General features: G+C 61.8%; 17 protein-coding genes and 1 pseudogene. 7 read left to right on the forward strand and 11 right to left on the reverse strand.

The window, feature by feature from the left end:
- The first annotated feature begins 14 nt into the window (after positions 1-14).
- Both BraRD5C2_RS37610 and BraRD5C2_RS37615 read left to right on the forward strand, forming a co-directional pair.
- A complete protein-coding gene (locus BraRD5C2_RS37610) occupies positions 15-395 on the forward strand; it encodes a DUF6894 family protein (protein ID WP_223977218.1) in 381 nt (126 codons plus the stop codon).
- A gap of 213 nt (positions 396-608) precedes the next feature.
- On the forward strand, positions 609-803 hold the full coding sequence (locus tag BraRD5C2_RS37615; RefSeq protein WP_223977220.1) for a hypothetical protein: 195 nt from the start codon (positions 609-611) through the stop codon (positions 801-803).
- A 1,395-nt stretch (positions 804-2,198) separates the two neighbouring features.
- Here BraRD5C2_RS37615 and BraRD5C2_RS37625 read toward each other — a convergent pair.
- The 4 genes and pseudogenes from BraRD5C2_RS37625 to BraRD5C2_RS37640 form a co-directional block, all read right to left on the reverse strand.
- Positions 2,199-2,483 carry a GlsB/YeaQ/YmgE family stress response membrane protein gene (locus BraRD5C2_RS37625; RefSeq protein WP_223977598.1) on the reverse strand — a complete coding sequence of 95 codons (285 nt, stop codon included), beginning with the start codon at positions 2,481-2,483 and terminating at the stop codon, positions 2,199-2,201.
- Positions 2,484-2,585: 102 nt separating this feature from the next.
- Positions 2,586-2,906 (reverse strand): annotated as a pseudogene (locus BraRD5C2_RS37630) (MFS transporter); the annotation flags it as partial.
- Between the two features lie 13 nt (positions 2,907-2,919).
- On the reverse strand, positions 2,920-5,229 hold the full coding sequence (locus BraRD5C2_RS37635; RefSeq protein ID WP_223977224.1) for a tetratricopeptide repeat protein: 2,310 nt from the start codon (positions 5,227-5,229) through the stop codon (positions 2,920-2,922).
- Between the two features lie 358 nt (positions 5,230-5,587).
- Complete coding sequence (locus tag BraRD5C2_RS37640; RefSeq protein WP_223977227.1) at positions 5,588-6,883, reverse strand: MFS transporter; 1,296 nt, start codon at positions 6,881-6,883, stop codon at positions 5,588-5,590.
- 94 nt (positions 6,884-6,977) lie between these two features.
- Between BraRD5C2_RS37640 and BraRD5C2_RS37645 the strand changes: the two genes are divergently transcribed.
- From BraRD5C2_RS37645 to BraRD5C2_RS37660, 4 genes are all read left to right on the forward strand, one after another.
- On the forward strand, positions 6,978-7,574 hold the full coding sequence (locus tag BraRD5C2_RS37645) for a TetR/AcrR family transcriptional regulator (protein ID WP_223977229.1): 597 nt from the start codon (positions 6,978-6,980) through the stop codon (positions 7,572-7,574).
- A gap of 123 nt (positions 7,575-7,697) precedes the next feature.
- Positions 7,698-8,126, forward strand: a complete 429-nt coding sequence (locus BraRD5C2_RS37650; protein WP_223977231.1) for a hypothetical protein — start codon at positions 7,698-7,700, stop codon at positions 8,124-8,126.
- Positions 8,127-8,150: 24 nt separating this feature from the next.
- On the forward strand, positions 8,151-10,391 hold the full coding sequence (locus tag BraRD5C2_RS37655; RefSeq protein WP_223977233.1) for a hypothetical protein: 2,241 nt from the start codon (positions 8,151-8,153) through the stop codon (positions 10,389-10,391).
- Positions 10,388-13,075: a carboxypeptidase-like regulatory domain-containing protein gene (locus BraRD5C2_RS37660; RefSeq protein WP_223977235.1), complete on the forward strand. Its 2,688-nt coding sequence runs from the start codon at positions 10,388-10,390 to the stop codon at positions 13,073-13,075. Before BraRD5C2_RS37655 ends, BraRD5C2_RS37660 begins: the two co-directional genes overlap by 4 nt.
- 28 nt (positions 13,076-13,103) lie before the next feature.
- Here BraRD5C2_RS37660 and fabF read toward each other — a convergent pair whose 3' ends face one another.
- The 7 genes from fabF to BraRD5C2_RS37695 all read right to left on the reverse strand — a co-directional run bounded on the left by fabF (position 13,104) and on the right by BraRD5C2_RS37695 (position 20,089).
- Entirely contained in the window at positions 13,104-14,360 is a 1,257-nt protein-coding gene (gene fabF / locus BraRD5C2_RS37665; protein WP_223977237.1) for a beta-ketoacyl-ACP synthase II, read from the reverse strand.
- Between the two features lie 441 nt (positions 14,361-14,801).
- The gene (locus tag BraRD5C2_RS37670; protein ID WP_223977239.1) at positions 14,802-16,454 is read right to left on the reverse strand and encodes a hypothetical protein; all 1,653 of its coding nucleotides are present in this window, start codon (positions 16,452-16,454) and stop codon (positions 14,802-14,804) included.
- 102 nt (positions 16,455-16,556) lie between these two features.
- Positions 16,557-17,318: a hypothetical protein gene (locus BraRD5C2_RS37675; RefSeq protein ID WP_223977241.1), complete on the reverse strand. Its 762-nt coding sequence runs from the start codon at positions 17,316-17,318 to the stop codon at positions 16,557-16,559.
- 127 nt (positions 17,319-17,445) lie between these two features.
- On the reverse strand, positions 17,446-17,811 hold the full coding sequence (locus BraRD5C2_RS37680; RefSeq protein WP_223977244.1) for a hypothetical protein: 366 nt from the start codon (positions 17,809-17,811) through the stop codon (positions 17,446-17,448).
- A gap of 162 nt (positions 17,812-17,973) precedes the next feature.
- Positions 17,974-18,240 carry an HGGxSTG domain-containing protein gene (locus tag BraRD5C2_RS37685; RefSeq protein WP_223977246.1) on the reverse strand — a complete coding sequence of 89 codons (267 nt, stop codon included), beginning with the start codon at positions 18,238-18,240 and terminating at the stop codon, positions 17,974-17,976.
- Positions 18,241-18,528: 288 nt separating this feature from the next.
- Positions 18,529-19,347: a hypothetical protein gene (locus tag BraRD5C2_RS37690; protein ID WP_223977248.1), complete on the reverse strand. Its 819-nt coding sequence runs from the start codon at positions 19,345-19,347 to the stop codon at positions 18,529-18,531.
- 82 nt (positions 19,348-19,429) lie between these two features.
- Positions 19,430-20,089: a hypothetical protein gene (locus tag BraRD5C2_RS37695; protein ID WP_223977249.1), complete on the reverse strand. Its 660-nt coding sequence runs from the start codon at positions 20,087-20,089 to the stop codon at positions 19,430-19,432.
- 408 nt (positions 20,090-20,497) lie between these two features.
- Here BraRD5C2_RS37695 and BraRD5C2_RS37700 point away from each other — a divergent pair.
- A partial coding sequence (locus tag BraRD5C2_RS37700; protein ID WP_223977251.1) for a molybdopterin-dependent oxidoreductase occupies positions 20,498-22,129 on the forward strand: 1,632 nt, incomplete at its 3' end.

Genomic DNA, 22,129 nt, shown 5'->3' on the forward strand with positions numbered 1-22,129 from the left:
TGATCTGGTACTCGATGCTCCTCTTCGATCCTCCGGCTGAATGGATCCCGCTCGTGCTCCAAACGCCGACAAATTCGTTCCCGGTCGAGCGCATCGTTGGGAACGAGGCAGATACGCTGACGTTGGCCTTCGTAATAGGCGTGGCCAGAGGATACCAAATGCCGCTGTATTTCTTTCATGTCTATCATGACGGCCCCAACCGCGACGAGGTTGGGGAGGAGCTTTCGGATCGCCACGCCGCCTGGAAGGAAGCCACGACGATGGCGGGGGAGACCCTGAAGGATCTCGACGGCCAGCTGAAGCCGGGACACGACTGGAGCCTGGAAGTAACCGACGCGTCGGAAAAGGTGCTCTTCAGGCTTGTGGTTTCTGCTGAAGACGGCGTTGACGCGTAAACGCCTGCTTCGGGCCTTTGGTGCTATGATTGACTTTTTGGATTGGGCGGCATTCTGCCTATATTGATACGTCGTTTGGGTCCAATCGCTCCAGCATAGCCGTTGCTCCTGTTGGAGCGAGAGAAACATACTCTGTGCGATGCCCTAAACGGAGGAACCCTGGCGCCATGGGGGACTTGGTGGCAGCTGGGAGCTAACGACAAGGACACCACCATGGCACGAGACGAGCATAACAAGGCTGCAGAACACCACGAGAATGCAGCGAAGGCGCACCGGTCCGCCGCTGACCATCACGGCAAGGGCGATCACGCCAAGGGCAAAGAGCACGCCTCCGCTGCCAAGCAGCATTCGCAGACCGCCCATCAGCACAGTGATGAGGCGCACTCCAAGAGCCAGCAGCAGAAGTAACGAATAGAAATAGGCCCGGCGGAAGCCGGGCCTATTTTTGTCGCTCCTTCAACGCAGCTGCTATGACCTATCTCCAGAGAGACTTTAGTCTCGCATTATTTTTTCAGCTGCCTTGGTTCTCACGTGGGTGAATAAGGGTCCACAGTATAACGTGCGATATAGAACGCATCCTTGGCTGTCTGGCAATTTATGTCCCATCACCGCCCGGCCCGTGGCTTATATCGGTGATGAGAACGCCCGCTTTGCGCTCCCGCCCAACAGAAACAGGGAACCGCGCAATGGCTACGAAACGAAACCGATTTAAGCAGACCCAATCGCTTGAGATCCGCCTGGCCGATGAGGCACAGCGCCTCCGCCTACAAGCTGACGTCCTCGCACCTGGGCGTGACCGGGAAGCCCTTTTGAAGAAGGCCAGACAGGCTGAAACCGGATCGCATCTGACCGAATGGCTACGATCCTCCGAGCTTCAACCGCCGAAGTGATCAGAATCGCCCGGGCTTGGAACGGTCGGGTCGCTGGATCATTGAAGGGTCATCATCGAACGGATGACTGAGAGCGCTTCATGCTCCTGCCTGATCTGAGCGGGTGAGCTGTGTGTGAGAAATGCGCCATTGTCGGCGCCGGGATACGTCACTTGCAACAGATGAAGATAGCCGCGACACGCGTTCAAGACGCGCGTGTTGTCCAAACTCAGCTAGTGCGATCCTCCGCATTTAACCTGGGGGCCTTTGAAACTAACTCCACGGGAGGAGTTATCCCTTATGCCGATGCTTAAATCACCATCTGCTGGCCCAATGAGCATGCAGCCTACCGAGCATAGCTCGACAGCGCCAACTCACCAGCTGGCGATGACGCCAACGGCCGGCGAACAACAGAAGACGCCACCACTGAAGAAACAAAAAACCAGGGCAGACGCCGTCCGCGCTGCGATCGCCAGGATCACGCGGCGTAATTCCCTGCGGACACAGCGTGCTGCACAGAAGCGCTAGTCGCCGCCAGCAAATTCCGCGTTCAATTGCTGGAATCGATCCTCCGATCCAGGTCGCGAAGGTACGACATGCCGTGCACTGTTAATCGGTGCTGGTCCCTCTCGCCAGCGATGTACAGTTTCATCAGATATCGGGAAAGCTGTTCACGGGATCCCTTCGTCTCGCAACGGTCGGCGAGCACGCCGTATATCCTTAGCGCGCGATCAACAGGAAGAATGTTCATTGGGTCAACTCTTGCGATCATTTCTGAAAAGGCAAGGTTCGCTGCTTCGTATTGTTCCCAAAGAATAGCCCGTCTCACGATATGATTTTGAGCGGGGCGTTCGCTATCGCTCTCCCAGCCACCAAGTCCACGGAGGGGGCATGGCAGCTCAGGATCGCGCGAGCCCGTCGCCAGCAAGCATTGTCAAATCCAGCGGCGCCTGCCGCCAAAACCGCCCCCGACCAATCGCAGGATCAGCAGAAGCACAACGGCTCCGATGAAGGCGTTGACGATCAGTGCAACGATGCCGACGCCAAGGTGGATACCGAGTTGCGGCATGAGCCAGTCACCGATGAACGCACCGACCAGACCGACGAGCAGGTCACCGATCAGGCCAAAGCCGCCGCCCGCCATGAGCCTGCCTGCTAACCAACCAGCCACGACGCCGACCACGAGGATGACGAGCAGACCTTGATTGGAGAGATGCATGACGTTGCCTTCCCGTAACTTGATGGTGAGCAATGCTGACTGCGGCCAATAGTTCCGTCACGATTGATGGTTTCAGTTGCGCTTGGTCCTTCCAGCACATCCTCACGCCGCGGCGAGCACGGCTCGCGCCGGCCGCCGGGTGATCATCAGTGACAGGACGGCCGCGACGATGCCCGTGACGCCGGCGATCATGAAGGCCTGCAGATAATCGCCCTGCGCCGAGCGCATGAAGTCGGCGAAGAACGTGGCGCAGGCGGCGCCGAACTGATGGCCTGCCACCACCCAGCCGAACACCAGCGGTGCGTTCTTGTGGCCGAACGCCTCGTCGATGCGCACGGTCGGCGGCACGGTCGCGATCCAGTCGAGCCCATAGAACACTGCGAACACCGACAGGCTGACCAGCGAGAAGTCCGAGTAGGGCAGGACGCAGCAACGATCACGCCGGGACGACGATATGGTCTGGTGCCATGCCCGCCCGGTGGCGCTCATGCATCGCGGTGTAGGCGGCCTCGATATGCCGGGTGAACCGCCTGGTGTCGAACAACGGTGCCGTTAGCCGATTGGCCGCCAGCCTGGTCTTGAGCGCAGCGAGCCTCGAAGGATCGGTCGCGAGATCGACCGCCATGCGCTCGTAGTCCTCCGGCGATTCCGCAATGAGCTCGGGCAGGCCGATCGCATGGAGCAAGCTCGCCGCGACACGACTGGCAAACGTGTCGCCGAGAATGGTCAGCACCGGCAGGCCGGCCCATAGCGCATCGCTGGCAGTCGTGTGGGCGTTGTAGGGAGTGCTGTCGAGGAACAGGCCGGCGAGGCGATGGCGTGCGAGATGGTCGGGTATCGACAGGCGCGGTGCGAACACAAGGCGCTCCGCAGCGACGCCACGCGTGACAGCCTCTCTTCGCAGATTTGCGGCGGCGCGGGCGTTGCCTTCGAGCAGCCACAACATGCTGCCCTCGACGCGGCCGAGAATCCTCATCCACCGATCGAACATGTCAGGCGTGATCTTGTGGTTATTGTTGAAGCAACAGAACACGAAACCCGTCGGTGCCAACCCGACCTCGCCGCGCGTAAACACGCGATCGGCAATGCCCCGGTTGTCGTCGTTGGCCTGATAGCTGTTGGGCAGGGCGACCACCTTTTCGCTGTAGAATTCGCGATGATGATCCGGGATCACGGTACGGTCGGCGATGACGTAGTCGATGAACGGGGCACCAAGCGTTCCCGGATAACCCAGATAATTGACCTGGATGGGGGCAGGCCGGCGGCCAAGCACTCTGGTGCGGGATCCCGCGGTAAAGCCCTTCAAATCAACCAGGATGTCGATTTCCAATCGTCTGATCAGGTCGGCGACCTCATCGTCGTTCATGTCCCGGACCTCGACAAATCGATCGAACGACACCTCCAGCCGACGGCGCATCTCCGTCGGGTCGTTGGGCGACCATGAGATTGCCACCGTCTCGAATTTCGACCGGTCGTGGCACTCGAACATTCCTGCCATCAAAACCGCTGTCGCGTGGTTGCAAAAATCCGACGAGAAATAGCCGATCCGAATTCGATCGTGATGGTAGCGCTCGCCCCGCCAGCGCTGTCTGTCAGACGGAGGATGATTCTTGGCGGTCCATCGCGTGGCGCAGAGCAGTTGGTCGGTGACCGATGAAGGAACGCTACAAAACAGGAATGGCGGCGTCGTCGCGTCCCGCTTCCTGATCGACTCGATCAATTGGCTGCACTCGGCATCGAAGTCGACCCAGTCGCACATGTGGGATTTGGCGTGCAGACGATAGCCTTCGATGTCGGCCTGGTCCGGTTTGAGCGCGACGGCCCTGTCATAGGCAGCGAGTGCCTCGTCATAGCGCGCCAGAGTAGATAGAACCTTGCCGCGGTTGGCGTAGGCAGCCGCATCGTCGCCCTTGTGCTGGATCGCCTTGTCGATGCTGGCGAGCGCCGCCTCATGATGCATGAGCTTCAACAGCGCCGTGCCGCGGTTGTTGTAGGCCTCGGCATAGTCGGGCCGCAGCGCGATCGCCTTGTCGAAACCTGCAATTGCCTCTTCGAGACGATCCAGTTTGATCAGCACGTTGCCGCGGTTGTAACACGCGCCGGCCAGTCCCGGCGCCCGGTCGTAGCTCGCGAGCGCATCATCGAACCTTTCGAGGTCATTGAGCACGTTGCCACGATCGTTGTGTGCACCGCCATCGTTGGGCTTCAGCGCGATCGCCCGGTCCAGGCTCGCCAGGGCCTCCTCGAGCCGCTCCAGCTTTCTCAGCGCGGCGCCCCTGTTTCGATGGGCATCTGCATGCTCGGGCACGAGCGCGATCACGCGATCGTAGCTTGCGAGCGCCTCCTCGTGGCGTCCAAGCTCGGCGAGCGTAAGTCCGCGATTGTAGAGTGCAGGCGCAAGGTTTGGCTTGAGCGCGGTCGCCCTGTCGAAGCTCGCGAGCGCGTCGTCGAAGCGACGCAAATCGCGCAGCGTGTTGCCGAGGTTGTTGTGCGCGTCCGCGACGTTGCCGTTGAGCCTGATTGCTCGCCGGATCAGGTCAACGCCGCGCTCGCTGCGGCCGGTCTGGGCGGAAACCAGGCCCAACAGATGCAGCGCATCGAAGTTGTCTGGTTGCTGTCGGAGCATGTCTTCGTAGATCTTCTCTGCTGCCGTCAGCTGCCCCCGCTGATGCAGCGCGACAGCCTGCGCGAAGGCGAGCTGCAAGGCGTTCGAATTGGATTTTTGAGGTTCGCCTGTATCGGGCATCCGACTTCTTCAAACGCTCCAGGTCCGATCCGGGGTTCCAAAAGCAGTTGCAACAAGCGGGTGAAATAGCCTCAGGTCTTGGCCCTCACGTGACCAGACATGTCAGATGCCCCGCGATGTGGATCGCCCGTCCATGAAAGGCTGAAAATTGGCAGATTGCCCTCGGTTGCGCAACGGGTCCCAGGAATAGTCGGGCAATAGTCGGGCTCAAACGGGTGGTCCTTGGCCGGCCTGCCGTCTGCAAGCCGTTTGATATCTGCTTTGCCTCGAAGCCAACCGGCGGACGGGGGACTCCCACTCGCAATGGGCGACCTGCGCGTCCGCCGGACAGCCGGGCTGCTTCTCAATCGGCGCCTGCTCACGCCGCGACGAGGACCGGTTGCGCCGGCCGTCGCGTGATCATCAGTGACAGCACGGCCGCCACAATGCCGGTCAAGCCTGCGATCATGAAGGCCTGCAGATAATCGCCCTGGGCCGAGCGCACGAAGCCGGCGAAGAACGCGGCGCAGGCGGCGCCGAGCTGATGGCCTGCGACCACCCAGCCGAACACCAGCGGCGCGTTCTTGTCGCCGAACGCCTCGTTGGCGATGCGCACGGTCGGCGGCACGGTCGCGATCCAGTCGAGACCATAGAACACCGCGAATACCGACAGGCTGACCAGCGAGAAATCCGAGTAGGGCAGGTAGATCAGCGACAGGCCGCGCAGTCCGTAATACAGAAACAGCAACTTGCGCGGATCGAAACGGTCGGTGAGCCAGCCCGACAGTGTGGTGCCGAACAGGTCGAAGAACCCCATCAGCGCGAGCAGGCTCGCCGCCTGCACCTCGACGATGCCATGGTCGCCGCAGAACGCGATCAGATGGGTGCCGACCAGGCCGTTGGTGGTGAAGCCGCAGATGAAGAAGGTGGCGAACAGGAACCAGAACGCCCGCGTCTTCGCCGCGCGCGCCAGGTTGCTGAATGCGGCGGTGAACGGATTGCCTTGCGCCGGCGGCGCGGCATGATCGGCATGCTGGCTGCCGTACGAGCGCAGGCCGACCGAGGCGGGCCGCTCGGGCACCAGAAAATACACCAGCGGAATCAGCGCCGCGCAGCACGCGGCCACCGTCAGCAACACCGGCTGCCAGCCGCCCCATTCCACCAGCGCCGCGAGGCCCGGCATGAAGATGAGCGTGCCGGTCGCGGTGCTTGCCGTCAGCAGCCCCATGACGAGGCCGCGATTGGTGGTGAACCAGCGATTGACGATGGTGGCGCCGAGCACGTTGGCGACGGCACCCGAGCCGATGCCGGAGAGCAGTCCCCAGCTCATGAACAATTGCCACGGCGCGGTCATGAAATAGCTCATGCCGGTCGAGGCCGACATCAGCACCAGCGCGCCCAGCACCGTGCGGCGGATGCCGAAGCGCTGCATCACGGCCGCGGCGAACGGGCCGGCGAGGCCGTAGAGGAAGATGCCGACCGCGGCGGATGAGGAGATCACGCCGACGTCCCAGCCGAAGGCTTTTTGCAGGGGCAGCATCAGCACGCCCGGCGTTGAACGCAGGCCGGCTGACGCGAGCAGCGCAAGGAAGATCACGGCGACGACGACGAACGCGTAATTCTGGCCGAACGGCCGTCTCGAGGTGGGGGCGGCTTGAATGGGGGTGTCTGGCATGTTACTTACCGGTACGTATTGCGATGGGCCGTGTATACGTACCGGTAAGTAACATTGTCAAGCGTGTCGCGCTGGGAGGATCCGGATGGCTGCCATGAAGAAATCAGTCGAACCGTCGGCGGAGCGCCCGGTCCGCGCCGCCGACCGGATCCGCGCCTCCGCGGCCGAGCTGTTCTATCGCGAGGGCATCCGCGCCGTCGGCGTCGACGAGGTGGTCGACCGCGCCGGCGTCACCAAGCCGAGCCTCTATCGCAGCTTCGCCTCCAAGGACGATCTCGCGGCCGCCTACATGCGCGACTACGAGGCGAACTTCTGGGAGAAGTTCGAGAAGCCCGGCGGCAAATCATACAGCGATCCGCGCGAGCATGTGCTGGCCTATATCCGCGTGCTGTCGGCCAACGCCGTGGCCGAAGGCTATCGCGGCTGCGGCCTCACCAACGCGACGGTGGAATATCCGGCGCGGGACAATCCCGCGCGGCAGGTCGCCGAAGCGCACAAGAAGGTGTTTCGCAAACGCCTGCGCGAGCTCGCAGCCGGCATGGGCGCGCGTCACCCCGCGGTGCTCGGCGATGCGCTGCTGCTGCTGATCGAAGGCATCTACGTCACCGGCCAGCAGTCGGAGGAGGGGCCGGCGCAGTCGGCGCTCGCGGTGGCCAAGCTCGTGATCGATGCGAGCGTGGCGAAGGCGTGAGGCGTGGTGTCCCGTCCGCCATTTAACCAAGTGAAAGCGCGGGTTTGGTAAGCCCCACCCCATATATGTAGACTTGAGATTTTAAGTCTGTTACCCCACGCCAAACTGGTGTGGACCAAGCGTATGTGGAAGCCGCTACTCGCCTGCCTGATGACGTTTTTCGTCGCTCTTCCAATGTCCGGCGTCTCCGCTGAGGCGCCGAAAGCGCTCGACGTTGCGCGGAGCAATATCGTCGCCGCGCCGCGCGGCGAACGGTTGCTGATGCTGCTGAACCTGCAGCCGGATCGCGACAAGCTGCGCGCTTTGCCCGCCGATGATGTCAATTCGACCTTGGTCGAAACGGGAAAGCGCTACGTCTCCGAGCTGTTGAACGACGAGCGCTATCGGAGTTTTTCGACTGTCGAGGTCATCTTCGCGCTCGTGACAAGCATGGACGAATACGCGCGCCCCAACTACGGCGGGATGGTCAGGATTGGAACAGTGTCCTTCAAGCGGGAAGGGACCGATATCAGCGTCACAGCGACCAACCTCGACCCGAAGACCCTCCGCTAATTTCAATCTCAAAGGACCGGTTAATTGGCGGAGCTCCCATCCAGAGGTTTGCGCTCGTGGAAGGCGCGGACGGTCATCGTTCTGCTGGTCGCCGCAGTCGCGGGCGTCGCTGTCATCGGTCCGCGCGTGTACCCGAAACTGCGCTACTACGTGAGCATCCTGAAGGCGATGCCGGGGGAGCAGTTGAGACAGTCGGCCGTGCTCGCCAACCTCCAGGCCGAGCATGCGAAGCGGGCTTCTGAGCTGGCCGCCATTCAAGCAGCGCAGTCAAAGCAGAGCGCGGAGATCAAGGACGAGATCTCGGACCTTCGCGAACACCTATCAGACTTGAGGACGGATACCGCGGACTCCGCGTCGTCGAATGCTATCCAGGGAAGCGCGCATCAGCTCGGTGAATGGGCATTTTTGAACGACGTCGATGTCTATCAGAAGGCCGGCCTCCTCGAAGTCTACGGCGGCACGCTGACGCAAAAACGTAGCGGGCCGATCGGAGTGAAATCCGCGGTCCTGACCACGACCGCGCGCAAGTCGTGGCTGGCCTGGTCGCCGGACAACACTCCTGCGATCAACGCCAAGCAGATCGAGGTCGAACTCGACAGCGATACCATCCGGGCCGGAACCCTCACCGTCGGCCTGATCCTCGATGATTACACCTTCACCGGATGGTCGGTGCGTCTGGGTCCGGATATGCCGCCGGATCCCGCCCTCAAGCCGGCAGATGTTCCGTCAGATCTCGCCGGACCTGTCGAGAAGGCCGGCACGCCCGGGCAATTGCGGGGGGCCGGCAACGGCCGCTACGTCGCACCCTTGCCGAGATCGGTGAGAACGGTGCTCGCTGGCGCTTCGGGACACAGCGTCAGGTCATGGGTCGTCATTCTGGATGGCGCCGGGCCAGGCGAGCTTGCCATTCGACGCCTCGCCTTGACCGCATCGGATACCGCGACATCCGACGCCGCGGCCTCGAATATCTCCGGGAAGGTCGTTGGTGGACTGGCCACCGCCGGGCAACGCATCGAACTCGTCCTTGAAGACAATCAGACGCGATCGACCGAGCTTGGGCTCGATGGCAGTTTTGCATTTTCGGATGTCCCGACGCGCCTTGCGGCATCGTTGCGGTACCGGTTTGCGGATGAGGACTATTATGCGTCGCTCGGACGCTGGTTTCGCCCGCTGTCCGGCGCCATGGTGGTGGACGTTCCGGTCCGCCCGGAGTTCGACAACCCCGGCCGCAAGGAACCGAACGCCGCGGAAACGGACATCAAGTCCGAGTTCGACGTCGACGACCAGAAGAATCTGACCATCTTCCACTACGCGAAGCACCGCCGCACAGTATGGCCGGGCGGTCCGGGATTTCCCCGCGAGTTTGCCGGCCGGGCCTTCGCCAACAATTTCGGACACCTCGACCGCGATCGCGCATTGGATAACCGCGACCGCTGTCTCCGCATTGCAGCAGTCGGCGGCAGCACGTTCGTCGCATTGCAGGTCAAGGCCACCGAGAAATTCAACGTGGTGCTCGAGGGTGAACTCGGACGGCGTCTGGGTCGCTGCGTCGAGGTCATTTCCGCCGGGCGTGACAATGGCGATCTTGCGGCCAACTACCGCGTCATCCGCGACTACATCATGAAGTTCGACCCGGACGTCGTTCTCATCGAGCAGATGAGCGGGCTCGCGACGCAGATGAACCCCAGGATTCTGAAGAGCACGCTCGGATGGAGCTATGAGCACAACGTGCTCGACGACTTTGATCTCGGCGCCAACGGCGCGTTGACATTCCGGCCATGGGATCCGAGCTGGGCGCTGGACGCCGTCGCCCCGACCAACGAGCAGCTGATCAAGGGCCTCGGCATCTTCGAGAGCTTCAGTATTCCCTATGCGGATTTTGCGCCTGAGGCCAAGGCATCGTTCGATCTGTTCGCGGCCATCACAAGGAAGCTGAGCACCGATTATCCAAAGACGCGGTTCGTCCTGACGACCGGTCATGATCAGGCTGTCTGCCGCCGCAGCAACAATTGCGACGGAACGTTCGCGATGCCGGATGGTCGCACCGTCCGCAAGGGCACCGCGCAACTGCTCGAGAACTTCGCCAGGCTGTGCGAGCAGGCGTCGATCGACTGCGTGCAACCCCCGATACCGCCGGCGGAAGAGAACCTGACGTATCAGCACGATGCCCATTATTCGGTTCGCGGACATCAATGGTTGGCGTATCATTTCGCGGACCAGCTCGCCGCGATGCTGTCCAGGCCGCGTTCCGGAATCACCAAATGATGCGTCGGGCGCTGGCCATAGGCCTTGTCTTGATCGCCGCCGGCTCGTCGTCTTTTGCTGCGCAATTCCTTGCCGCGGATATCCGCCCGCTGCCTTACCCGTTCGGCAATATGATCACGTTCTCGAGCGACGTCGACTATCAGACGCCGTGGGAGGGACATGCGATCCACCGCTACCTCAACGAAGAGCTCGGGCTTCCCATCACCGACAGCTTCTGGATCAGCAGCTCCACCGGTGGCGACAACGTCAGCGCGCTGTTCAAATCCTACATCGGTCTGAGCACGCAGCCGTCGCGTGTCGGGCGGCATTCCGTTTACGGCTTGCTGCTTCGGCAATGGCATCGCGGCAACATCGATACGATCCATTCATGGTCCGACGACATGCTCCCGCAGTTTCGGCGCGTCTTGCCGGAGCCATTGCCGCTCTCGGTCGGCGGAATCTCGCTGGACCTGAAGGGGGCCGGCGAGTGGATGCGCGCGTTCGAAGTGGTTGGCGGCAAGGACGCGCGCGGATACCAGCAATTGCGGATGATCTTCGACCGCGATCCGCCGGCTGACCTGGTCGTCGAGGCGCAATTCGCCGACGGCGCGACCTATGTGTTTCCCGCCGAGACCACGGCACGCTTTCGGATGAGTTCAGGCAAGGCGCCGTCGGCAGCGCCCACCTCGGTCACCATCATCCTGAATGAACCCTGGCCGGTCGGCGTCATGCCGGGGCGGGACGGCCCGTTTCCGGCCTTGACGGGGCTGCGCATCAAGTCGGGTTCGTGCGGCGATTCCTGTGCCGTCAACCTGGTCGCGATCGAGCGCGACAATTTCAGCCGCTGGTCGGTGCTGGCCGAGAAGAACCTGGTCGATCTTCTCAACATCCGCCCCTCGTCGTTCACCTCGCATGGCGGTCTGAGCTATCACCCGTCATTCGAGGGACCAGGGCCGCACTACAAGCCGGATTACAAGCTTGGCGCAGACGTCCGGCAGGAGTCGATGGGGCTGGCGGGAGCGGCGGGCACGCACGGCTATTATGCCGACATCCTGAAGCAGACGGGATTCCGAAGCGTCACGTCAATCTGGAACGGTGACCCAAGCGAGACGTGGTCATTCCACCGGGGCGTCGCCCCGCTCGCTTCGGTCTTCCCGGGATTCTACGCGCTTGCGAAGAGCCACGTCAGCTTTGGCGATGTGACCAGTGAAACGATTGACGCGTCGAAAGCCGCGCTCGCGAAGCTTGATCCCCGGCTCGAGGACTTCGATCTCAAGGCCTATGTCTGTACGGTGAGCATCTATTGTCGCGAAGCGTCACAGGGATCCACCGCGGGGGGCCAGATCGCGCTTGGCCGGCATCTCATTGCCAAGGGCGCCTCGGTTCAGCACCATTGGTATACCCATTTCGGCACCGTCCGTTTCGACCCGACGTTCACGGCGACATCGGAAGCGCCTTTCCCTCCGGTGGCCATGCAGGAGTTTCGCAACCTCGCACTTGACTACTACAACCCGACCGGCGAGCTGCCGGAAGCAAAGCGCGTGTGGGTGCCGCCGAGCGCGGTCTGGTCGAACTACCGGATCGTGCATTCCCAGATCGCAGAGCACGTCGCGGTGAATCCGGACACCTCCGCCGTCGACATCTCGTCGTTCGTCGACAAGGTCCTGCAGGAGAAGCTGCCGGACCCGAACGCCGGCACCCGCGATCTGCACGGCATCACGATCTACGTCCCGAACGCCGATCGCGCGACCGTCTCGATCGACGGCAAGCCGATCACGTCCTTCACGCGAAACCCCGCCGACGCAACCGGCCGCGAGAGCATCACGATCGTCGACGACAACACGCCCACGACATTCTTCAACAGGCTGCCGCTGGAACGATCGGGCGAAACGAAGGTCGCGGGCGGCACGTACCAATGGCAGGCTTCGGCCGGTCAGGCGTCCGAGGCGCCGCCCGCCTATGCGAAGCTCACGGCAGCGTCGCGCGAAGCCTCGCTCACATTGGTGCCCGGCGACCTCAAGCTTTTCAACATCACGCATTTGTCCTGGTCCTACCGGATCCACAGGGACGACGGCAGGATCGCGAAAGCAAAGCTGGCGCTCGTCTGGCGCACCGAAGCCGGCGCGATGGTTTCGGTCGCCGAAGGCTCCGGCACAAGGCCGCCGGAGGATGCCGACACCGGGCGATGGATCAAGCCGTTCGAGCGCGACGGCAAATGGCACGCGGTGACCGTCGCGCAGCACGATTTTCTCTGGAAGCCGGGCTTCGAGAAGTGGCGCGTTCTGCCGCTGGCGCTTGGAAAAATCCGCTCCGTCGAGATCAGGCTGATCGACGCGGAGCCGGGGGACATCCTCGAGATCGGCGCCATGCAGGGGCTGCGGCCGACCGGCAACGCGGTTGCCGCGGATCGCAGCCTGCTGATTGCGGGGCAGGTCGTAGCAGCATCGGGCGGGCCGCAGCAGGGCGTCGAGATCACGCTGCGCAATGAGGATGGATCGACGCGCACCACGGCGAGCGATGCGGGCGGCTATTACATCCTCGGCAAGGTCAAGCGGGATTCGCTGGTTTCGGTGAGCGCCAGCACCGCATCCGGTCCTTGCGCGCCGAAGCGCGGCGCCGAGCTCGAGCTCCGCCAGGACGAGGCCGAGCTCGACTTCGATCTGTCCGCTTGTGCGAAGAAGGAAAGCGTGACCGCCTCGCAGTAGCCGCCGTCCGGCAAGCCGCGCCAACGGTTCAGGACCAGCGTCGAAACACCAGGCTGGCGTTGACGCCGCCAAATCCAAAGCCGTTCGAGATCGCGTGTTCGATGGCCATCGGCCGCGCGATGGTGGCGACGAGGTCGATGCCCTGCGCGGCCGGATCGGCATTCTCCAGGTTGAGCGTCGGCGGCGCGACCTGATCGCGCAGCGCCAGGATGGTGAAGATCGCCTCGACGCCGCCGGCAGCGCCAAGCAGGTGTCCGGTCGCCGACTTGGTCGCGCTGACGGCAACGCCTCCCTCGCGCCCGAACACGCGCTTGATGGCCTCGAGCTCGGAGAGATCGCCGACCGGCGTCGAGGTCGAATGCGCGTTGAGATGCTGGATCTCACCGGGAGGCAACTCGGCCTGCCGCAGTGCCGCTTCCATGGCCCGTCGCGCGCCGTCGCCGTCCTCGGGACCCGCGGTGATGTGATAGGCGTCCGCGGTCGTGCCGTAGCCGGTGAGCTCGGCGATCGGCTTCGCGCCGCGCCGCAGCGCGTGGTCGAGCTCCTCGATCACGAGCACGCCGGCGCCTTCGCCCATCACAAAGCCGTCGCGGTCGCGGTCGAACGGCCGCGACGCCAGCGCCGGCGTGTCGTTGAACGAGGTCGACAGCGCCCGCGCCGCCGCAAAGCCGCCGAGGGCTACGGGGTCGATACAGGCCTCCGCGCCGCCGCAGATCGCAACATCAGCCTCGCCCGCCCTGATCAGCCGCGCGCCGTCGCCGATCGCCTGCACGCTCGCCGCGCACGCGGTCACCGGCGCGCCGATCGGCCCCTTGTAGCCGTAGCGGATGGTGATGTGCCCGGCCGCGAGATTGGCCAGGAAGGAGGGAACGGTGAACGGCGACAGCCGGCGCAGCCCGCTCGTCTCCGCGGTGCGCACGGCGTCCGCGATCGCGGGAAACCCGCCGATCCCGGATGCGATCACCGTCGCGGTGCGCGCCTGCGCCTCGCTCGGCATCCAGCCGGCCTGCGCCACGGCCTCGCTTGCTGCGAGCAGCGCGAACAGGATGAACCGGTCCATCTTCTTCTGGTCCTTGCGCGGCGCCGCCAGATCAGGATCGAACCCGCCCTCAGCATCGGCGGCCTTGCCAGGCACCTGTCCCGCGACCCGCCCCGGCAGCGCCGCCGCCCAAGCCGGCAATGCAGTGAGCCCGGACCGCCCCGCCAGCAGCCTCGACCAGACCAGTTCGGTGCCACAGCCCAGCGGGGACACCGTCCCCAGGCCCGTCACAACAATTCGACGCATGGTGCTCCTGTCGCGCCCTTCGTGCGAACCGGGGTGGCCGGGACGCGAGATCGGCCGGGCGTCGGGTCGGTTTTATATGTTGAATGTCATCTATGATCTTGACCGGTCGGACGTCAAGGTGCGGCGTCACGCCGCTCGCGGGGGCTTCTGCGTCTCCCGCAACGCTGAATCCGGCGACATCGTCACTACAGTGGCAGTGCACTCACTATTTGCATCGTAGTCATCCCGCCTCGTCCGTGTCGTCATCCTCGACTAGCTTCTTTCAGGCCAAAGCAGTCGGGCATGAGTGCGAAAGAGGCGCGACGCAGTTCCTACGTCAATGCGATCATGGATCACAATGCTGGCCCGGATGACTTTCCCATAGAGGATCTCAAAAATCTCTAGACCCTCGTTAGGAAGTCAGCATCGGTCATCCTTGGTTCCACCGACAGGCATGATAGCTTATTCTAGCGCCTCAATTACCGTGTGGACCTTCGCATCAGCCGCCTCGACTACCTTGCCGGCTTTCAGTGGTCCAGTAATTGAAAAAACATACGCTGCACTTTCTCCTCTCGGAAACAATTCAAAATAGATCGGGACTCGTTCGCTCTCAACTAAGACCTCAACAAGCACTCCTTGCGCGATGCGTTCGCCAGGATTTCTCAGATTGTCGGTTCCACCGCCCGTACATTTCTTGCAGTAAAACGAATAAACTTTCGACCAAAGCGCGGGAATGTCCCATTCGCCCGGAACTATCAGCATCGTTCCGTGCAACTCGCCAGATCGCCACACTGTTGCTCCTAGGCCTATCTTGGGGTCGGATTGAACTTCAATTTCCGTAAGACCTACCTTCGTTAGCAGTTGTTTGAGAATAAACGAGACCTCCGCCCGGATTTCTTCGGACTCCGCATCCGGGATGACCAATGGATTGGTCTCTCCTAAACAACGCCATTGGGCTCCAATCTCCTTAAGACTATTCAAGGCGGCATTGCCGGATATAGATTTTGAGGCCGTATTGGCCACATCCGTTACACGTATGTCGATAGCTGCGTTTTCGGTGCTCGATGGGTCATGCCATGCTCCATCGCTTTTTCGTTTATGAGACCAACCGCCTTTGGGTGACGGTCCCACTTCCGTGTAGTTAGAATCCACCGCGGCTCGGATTTGATCTTCATACCCCGCTATACCGTCAACTACGGTTGTGAGGGCGTACACGAGCTTGTCCCAAGCCTCCACTCTACGAGCCGCCTCCTCCTTTGCGACTGCTATCCAAACGCTGCCCAGAACCGCATAGTTAGGCGCGTTAGAGACGGACGTATGGGCGTACCCAATCGCCCCTTCCAAGGTACTATAAAGCGTATCCAACTCGTCGCTGCCGTTTGAGCTAAGATACTGTTCAAGCGCGGCTTGTATGTCCTCAGCCGGAGGCAACGATGGGCTCTTTACAAAGCAGGGTAAACTCAACCCCTTCAAAACGTTCGCTCCCGTCTCCATGGGAATACGTTTCGCTATTTCAAACGAAACGTCAGTCCATGATTTGCCCGGACAGGGTTTAGTCTGCGTAGAAGCAGGCGCCGGCTTTGTATATCTGTATCGTTCGCATTCATTTGATCGGTAACAGAGAAGCGTCCCAACGAATTCGCCTCTAAGATTGAATACCCGACCACCTTCGTCATACCGGAGGATTAGGCCATTGACGTTGATCTCATATTTGCGTGGATCGCCCGGTAACCCGTTCATTATGTGGGCATCACTCGGCTGAATATTGGGATGTCCGTAGCTCCATGCTTGCATGCTCTGGTAACCGTCGGGGAAGTCCGGGCTGCTTCTAATATACGAAATTCCGTAGCAGGCCGCCGGATCAATTCCCGGTAGTGCAATGCGATCATTGATATCATTTGCTGTTCGAAATTGAACGCTTGCAACCCCGGAGTACTTTTTCGGATTCGTTACTTGAGGAGCGGCACCGAGCCAGTTCTCAGTCTTGAATTTGCCATACAAGTAATCCCTCCAAGAGTTGGCCGGATTGCTGAACGGACATTGAGAGTTGACGGTGAATCGATAAGGCTCTGCGGCACGGGTTGGAGAAAGTGCAGCGATGAGCAGCGAAATCATTGTGCCCACAAATTTGATGCATCGCATGGTGGCTGTGGCTCCTCCTAAACGGTAATGATGGCTGGAACCAATATCTCTCTACCCGGCACTCGATGGACTTAGTTAGGGGCGTTGAGGCAGCTCAATAACGTCTCTAAGAACAAACGGGGAGCCCGGCGCTGAATTAGGCGGTCCAAGGTACATCCAGTGCCGAGTATCGACTGGGGGAGTTGGCTCGCCGACACCTGCTTTGTATGATCCCTCAAGCATTCGGCGCAGCGACTCGATGTCTTCCTGCTGTTTGACTCGTTCGAGATGAGCCTGCCACTTTGCACGCTCATCATCTATCACGCGGCCCTGCTCCTTCACTCGCTCCTGTCGAATTGCTTGTATTTCCCTTACCTTCATCGCTTCCGACATGGCGACCTTGTAGAAGGTATCGGTTGCAATGGCTCTATAGATCATTCCATCCTTCCCCCGATGTGCAAATGCATATCCGTAAACGGATTTGTGGCCATCGGCGCCCGGTAACAAGACATCGGGTGACGAAGCTAGGCTAACGATAAGTGTCCGCCTAAAATCTGGACCTGTGGCGAGCGGCTTGAATATCTTTACGATGCGCTCCGTAGTATTTTCGTTGTGGTCGACCAAAATAAAGAACAGAACTCCGTTGTTCTGTTTGGCAGCATTATGCACGTCGTCATCGAATGATTTGAATCTTGTCCAAAACGCGCGCGTAAATCCATCATCGATGATTAGCTCTTGCCAGTCTTTGACGTTGCCTGCTTGATCTCCATGCAGCCCAACGTTTGGAGGCTCCGCGAAGGCCGAAAAGCCAATGAACGATATAAGTGCTGCAGAAATGAAAGATTTGGACCATCTCATTGCCTGCACCCTCCACGGCATGGCGGTACCAATATCACTACAGATTGTGGCCTGAAATTACGTGTTTATCAATGGCGAGCCTGTAAGGCTTTAATCCTTGCTTCGTGGCAGCATTAGAGAGCTGAACTCAACGAGAGCAAATACTGGAAGGTGAACCCAGCCGACCAAAGATGGCTTGCGGTGCAATTTTTTGCCCACCACTGACGACCCTTCCAATCTCTTTCCAGCCGTTGCCAGCTGAGTAGTGCAAGGATCGCGATGATCCGGTCCTGCTCGGCCCTGCCGATACGCGCCCTGTCGAAGCCGAGAGCTCCATGGCGACTTTGCCGATCGCGACTTTTTGGTTACTCTTGAGGTAGTCGACGATCGTTTCCTGCCACGCATCGGTTTCATAACGTGCATTCTGCGGGGGTTTAATCGTTGCCTGCTCGAACTGCCGGACCGGCCACCACGGCTCTCCGACCCGGTACAGATGTGTCGCTTCGGCGAACAACTGGTCGTGGTCTTTCGTCAGAGTTACGGTGGCAAGGCACTCAAATATCTGTCGTGCCTTCGATCCATCTCAATCGCGGCTTCGGTTCAACGCCCGCGGGGCGGATGATGCTCGGATGATCCCTCAGTTGCACATATAATTGGTGCCCCGTCACCGTAGTAATCACTTCATCCCTTCGAGTAACCTCCGCGCTTCCCCCAACAACACCTGAATCTGCCTTCGCTCGGCGATCGCATCCCTGGTGAACGAGCCGTGCTTGCGCGCGTTCTGGTTTGCCCTTGGCGCGCCGGATCCCGGTGCGCCGCCGTGCATGCGGCAGCGCGTCTTGCCGTGCACCGCCGGCGCGCGGCACGCGCCGCCGCGGCGGGTCTTGGCGCCACAGCGCAAGCTTGCCAGCATTGGGCCCGTGCTTCTGATGTGATCGTTCATGCCTGTGCGTCCCGCCTCGCATCTGCGGAATAGCGCCGTCGCCCGGAGCCCGCGATCTTCGGCGCCTGTCGCGCCGCGAAGCCGACCGGCTCATCACCATTAACACCGTTGAGGGTATTATAGCATCTTCAAGCGCGGCCATTGGCCCAAAAGCAGGCGCGCCAGAAAAGCAAAACCCTAAGCTGACTGACAGAAAGCAATCCGAGTGGATTAAACGAATCGCTCGGGGCCTGGTGCTGATGAGAGCGGAGAGCTATTCGAGAGTGATTTCAAAAGAAATAGTGACATCTAAGGAAACGTCCCTGAGGCCGTAACAGCCGTAGTGGTTGTCGGCAGTTGCACCGGCAATACTGCGAGCATTGCAGTAATGACGCTTCTCGCAATGCCGAGCGTTGCAATCGACTCTTCGGTCGTCAATACGACCTCAGGATGGATAAGCGGGTTACGGTGCAAATCGGTCATCTGCTTTAGCGCCGCGAGAATTTTTTCATCGCCCTTCTTCGACTGCTTCAAGGCATTCAGATACACGCCAATGTTCCTGACCTTGGGCGGAGCGGCGCCGCCCGTGACGTGAGTGTAATACTTGCGCAGAACGGATTCCGTTACGCGAAACGCATGGAAGCCGCAGGCAGTAGGAACCTCGTATGCCAAAGCCCGCGCAGCTTCTCGCGCATCGATCACCGCCTCTGGCACTTTCATTGCCAGTTCCGAGGGGAATATGGTCTCTCCCGCTGCCAGCAGCGCATACATGTCGTAGCCGCCGTGCTGCGTCACTAGGTAGGTGTTGAATGATCCGAATTCAGCTAGCAGAACGGTCTTATACTGGCTGTAAGTGTTCCTGATATTCCAGAGCGACCACCGGTCGACCTTGTCCGCTAGTCCTTTGGCAGTCTCTGCATTGATCTTAGAAAGCAGAGTTTGCGAAAGCGGATACGATGAACGCAAATATTGCGCATACACACTGCCGGCCAGACCATTGATCGCACCTGCGCCGATAATTAGGGTGACGTAGATGTCCTCGAGCTTCGCGTCTGCGTCAGGGAGGCGAGAGAGTCCTTCAAGTTGTTCTGCCAACTCAAAAACATACGGTAGTGAAAGTCGCAGCATTTTGCGCCCGTCCGGGTTGCACGATTCTCTCATGCTAGCACCGCGCTACTGGGTACAATATCCCCATTTCTGATGTGACCACTCATGCCTGTGGGTCCCGCCCGGCGTCGGCGACATCATGCCGTCGCCCGGCGCCCGCGGGCCTCAGTGCCCGCGCCGCGGCGGTCGGGGTCTGGTCCGAGACGATCACGTTCGCATGCTGGGTGATGGTGCCGACGATGGCGTTGCCGCCGTCCTCCACCTTCACATTCTGCACGGTGATGGCGGGCTCGCGCTGGCTGCGGTAGCGGGTCAGCGCGTCGATCTGGGCGGGAAAGGTGCGGGTGAGCCGGCCGAGCGCCCGCGCAGCGCTGTCGTGCTGGGCGAGGTCGTCGGCATGCGCGAGGTGATGGGCGCAGCGCATCGCCATCACATGCACCGACACCATCTGCGCCACCAGCATGGCCTCGATGGAATCCCGCGGGCCAATGCTCTTCACCATCGAGATCATGAAGGCGAGGTTGAGCTCGCAGGGCTTGCCGCCGCTGACGCTGGCCTTGACCAATTGCCGCAGGATGCCGTCCATCGCCTCGCGATCGGCGGCGCCCAGCGCGTTCGCCATCAGCGCTTCGCCGAGCTTCCGGTCGGGATGGTCGATCGCGTATCCGCGCCGCGAGAGCTTTATGCGCGGCGTCGCGGTGGCTTGGCTCTGGCCGGTTGCGGCGGGCATCGTCGGCACGGTGATGTCGGGTGCAGTCGTCATGTCGATGGTCTCCAGAACGCGCGCGGCACGCGCAGGCGATCGCTCGCTGCGGGCGCCGGTGCGATGTCGATTGTGGGGAGGGGTTTTGGTCGCAAGCGCAATCGTCGCGCCCGTTGTTGCGGGCGAGGGGCGCTTGCACGATTTCGGAATATTGGAAATGTACCCCTGAGTTGCCCGACGTGTCAAGGTGCCACGTCGAGCGCCGGCGGCCAGCCGCTTACTGTGCATGGGGTTGTTTTCGATATTTTGGCTGCGCGCCCCCGCGGCGGGGAGTTCCGCCACCGTTAGGCGCAGTCATGCCGGCACGGCACGGCGATAGCCGTGCTTTCGGGTACCGCGCGCCGGCTGGATCATTATACTGCCCCGAACGTTGCGACCAGGCGCGGCCTGACAGATGAGCGAGACCCGATGAGCGAGACCATTGGCTTCCCCGATCCCGACCTCGATCTGTCCGATGGTTTCAAGCCGCATACCTCGCATTGGGGCGTGTTCTCGGCGCGGCTCGGCCAACAAGGTCTCGAAGTCCGGCCCTATGGCGGCGATCCCGATCCGAACGGCATCATCAACAACTTCCCCGGCGCGCTGCGCCATCAGGCGCGCATCGCCCAGCCTGCGATCCGCCGCGGCTGGCTCGAGCGCGGGCCCGGTCCCGACGATCGCCGCGGCCGCGATGAGTTCGTCTCGGTCAGCTGGGAGCAGGCGCTCGACCTGCTCGGCGGCGAACTCGGACGGATCCGCGACACGGTCGGCCCCGGCGCGGTGTTCGGCGGCTCCTATGGCTGGTCGAGCGCGGGCCGCTTCCATCACGCGCAGAGCCAGGTGCATCGCTTTCTCAACATCGCACTCGGCGGCTATGTGCGTTCGGTGAACACCTATTCCTCCGGCGCGTCCTCGGTGCTGCTGCCGCAGATCCTCGCCGGCTACGAGGACATCACCAAGCGCAACGTCACCTGGGAGCAGATCGCGGCCGAGACCGACATCGTGCTGGCGTTCGGCGGCATGGCGCTGAAGAACTCCATGGTGGCGGGCGGCTCGATCAGCAAGCATGTCGAGCGCGGTGCGATGGAAGCAGCGCACCGGCGCGGCTGCCAGTTCATCCTGGTCAGCCCGCTGCGCGACGATCTGCCGGTCGAGGCCGGCGCCGAATGGCTGACCGCATTGCCCGGCACCGACACCGCGCTGATGCTCGGCATCGTCCACACGCTCGTCAGCGAGGACCTGCACGACCAGGCGTTCCTCGATCGCTACACCGAGGGCTGGCCGGTGTTCCTGCGCTATCTGACCGGCGAGAGCGACGGTGTGCCGAAGAGCGCCGAATGGGCCGCCGCGATCTGCGGCATCGACGCCGGCACGATCAGGACGCTCGCGCGGCGGCTTGCCGGACGGCGCGCGCTGATCACCGTGTCGCACTCGCTGCAGCGCGCCGAGCATGGCGAGCAGCCGGTGTGGATGGGCATGGTTCTGGCGGCGGCGCTCGGCCAGATTGGGCTGCCCGGCGGCGGCTACGCCTATTCGCTCGGCGCAATCGGCTATTACGGGCGTCGCGTCAACGCGGTACCCGGACCGACGCTGGGGCAAGGCCGCAACGGCGTCGCCGACTTCATTCCGGTGGCGCGCATCGCCGACATGCTGCTCAATCCCGGCACCACCTATCGCTACAACGGCGAGACGCGAACCTATCCGGATATCCGCCTCGTCTATTGGGCCGGCGGCAATCCGTTCCACCATCACCAGGACCTCAACCGCCTGCGCAAGGCGTTTGCGCGGCTCGACACGCTGGTCGTGCATGAGCTCGCCTGGACCGCCTCCGCGCGCCACGCCGACATCGTGTTGCCTGCGACCATGACGCTGGAGCGCGAGGACATCGGCTATTCCACCAACGATCCCTTGATGGTCGCGATGCACCGGATCGCCGAGCCGTTCGGCCTCGCCCGCGACGACTACGACATCTTCGCCGATCTCGCCGAGCGGTTAGGGGCCCGCGAGCCGTTCACCGAGGGGCGCACGTCGCGAGAGTGGCTGGGGGGGCTCTTCGAGCCG

It is taken from the genome of Bradyrhizobium sp. RD5-C2, assembly GCF_019972155.1.
Lineage (GTDB): Bacteria > Pseudomonadota > Alphaproteobacteria > Rhizobiales > Xanthobacteraceae > Bradyrhizobium.

Bases quoted from the DNA above. Each gene is read 5' to 3' on its own strand.
- BraRD5C2_RS37610 (WP_223977218.1), top strand. From the start codon at position 15: ATGCTCCTCTTCGATCCTCCGGCTGAATGGATCCCGCTCGTGCTCCAA.
- BraRD5C2_RS37615 (WP_223977220.1), top strand. From the start codon at position 609: ATGGCACGAGACGAGCATAACAAGGCTGCAGAACACCACGAGAATGCA.
- BraRD5C2_RS37625 (WP_223977598.1), bottom strand. From the start codon at position 2,483: ATGCATCTCTCCAATCAAGGTCTGCTCGTCATCCTCGTGGTCGGCGTC.
- BraRD5C2_RS37635 (WP_223977224.1), bottom strand. From the start codon at position 5,229: ATGCCCGATACAGGCGAACCTCAAAAATCCAATTCGAACGCCTTGCAG.
- BraRD5C2_RS37640 (WP_223977227.1), bottom strand. From the start codon at position 6,883: ATGCCAGACACCCCCATTCAAGCCGCCCCCACCTCGAGACGGCCGTTC.
- BraRD5C2_RS37645 (WP_223977229.1), top strand. From the start codon at position 6,978: ATGAAGAAATCAGTCGAACCGTCGGCGGAGCGCCCGGTCCGCGCCGCC.
- BraRD5C2_RS37650 (WP_223977231.1), top strand. From the start codon at position 7,698: ATGTGGAAGCCGCTACTCGCCTGCCTGATGACGTTTTTCGTCGCTCTT.
- BraRD5C2_RS37660 (WP_223977235.1), top strand. From the start codon at position 10,388: ATGATGCGTCGGGCGCTGGCCATAGGCCTTGTCTTGATCGCCGCCGGC.
- fabF (WP_223977237.1), bottom strand. From the start codon at position 14,360: ATGCGTCGAATTGTTGTGACGGGCCTGGGGACGGTGTCCCCGCTGGGC.
- BraRD5C2_RS37670 (WP_223977239.1), bottom strand. From the start codon at position 16,454: ATGATTTCGCTGCTCATCGCTGCACTTTCTCCAACCCGTGCCGCAGAG.
- BraRD5C2_RS37675 (WP_223977241.1), bottom strand. From the start codon at position 17,318: ATGAGATGGTCCAAATCTTTCATTTCTGCAGCACTTATATCGTTCATT.
- BraRD5C2_RS37685 (WP_223977246.1), bottom strand. From the start codon at position 18,240: ATGAACGATCACATCAGAAGCACGGGCCCAATGCTGGCAAGCTTGCGC.
- BraRD5C2_RS37690 (WP_223977248.1), bottom strand. From the start codon at position 19,347: ATGCTGCGACTTTCACTACCGTATGTTTTTGAGTTGGCAGAACAACTT.
- BraRD5C2_RS37695 (WP_223977249.1), bottom strand. From the start codon at position 20,089: ATGACGACTGCACCCGACATCACCGTGCCGACGATGCCCGCCGCAACC.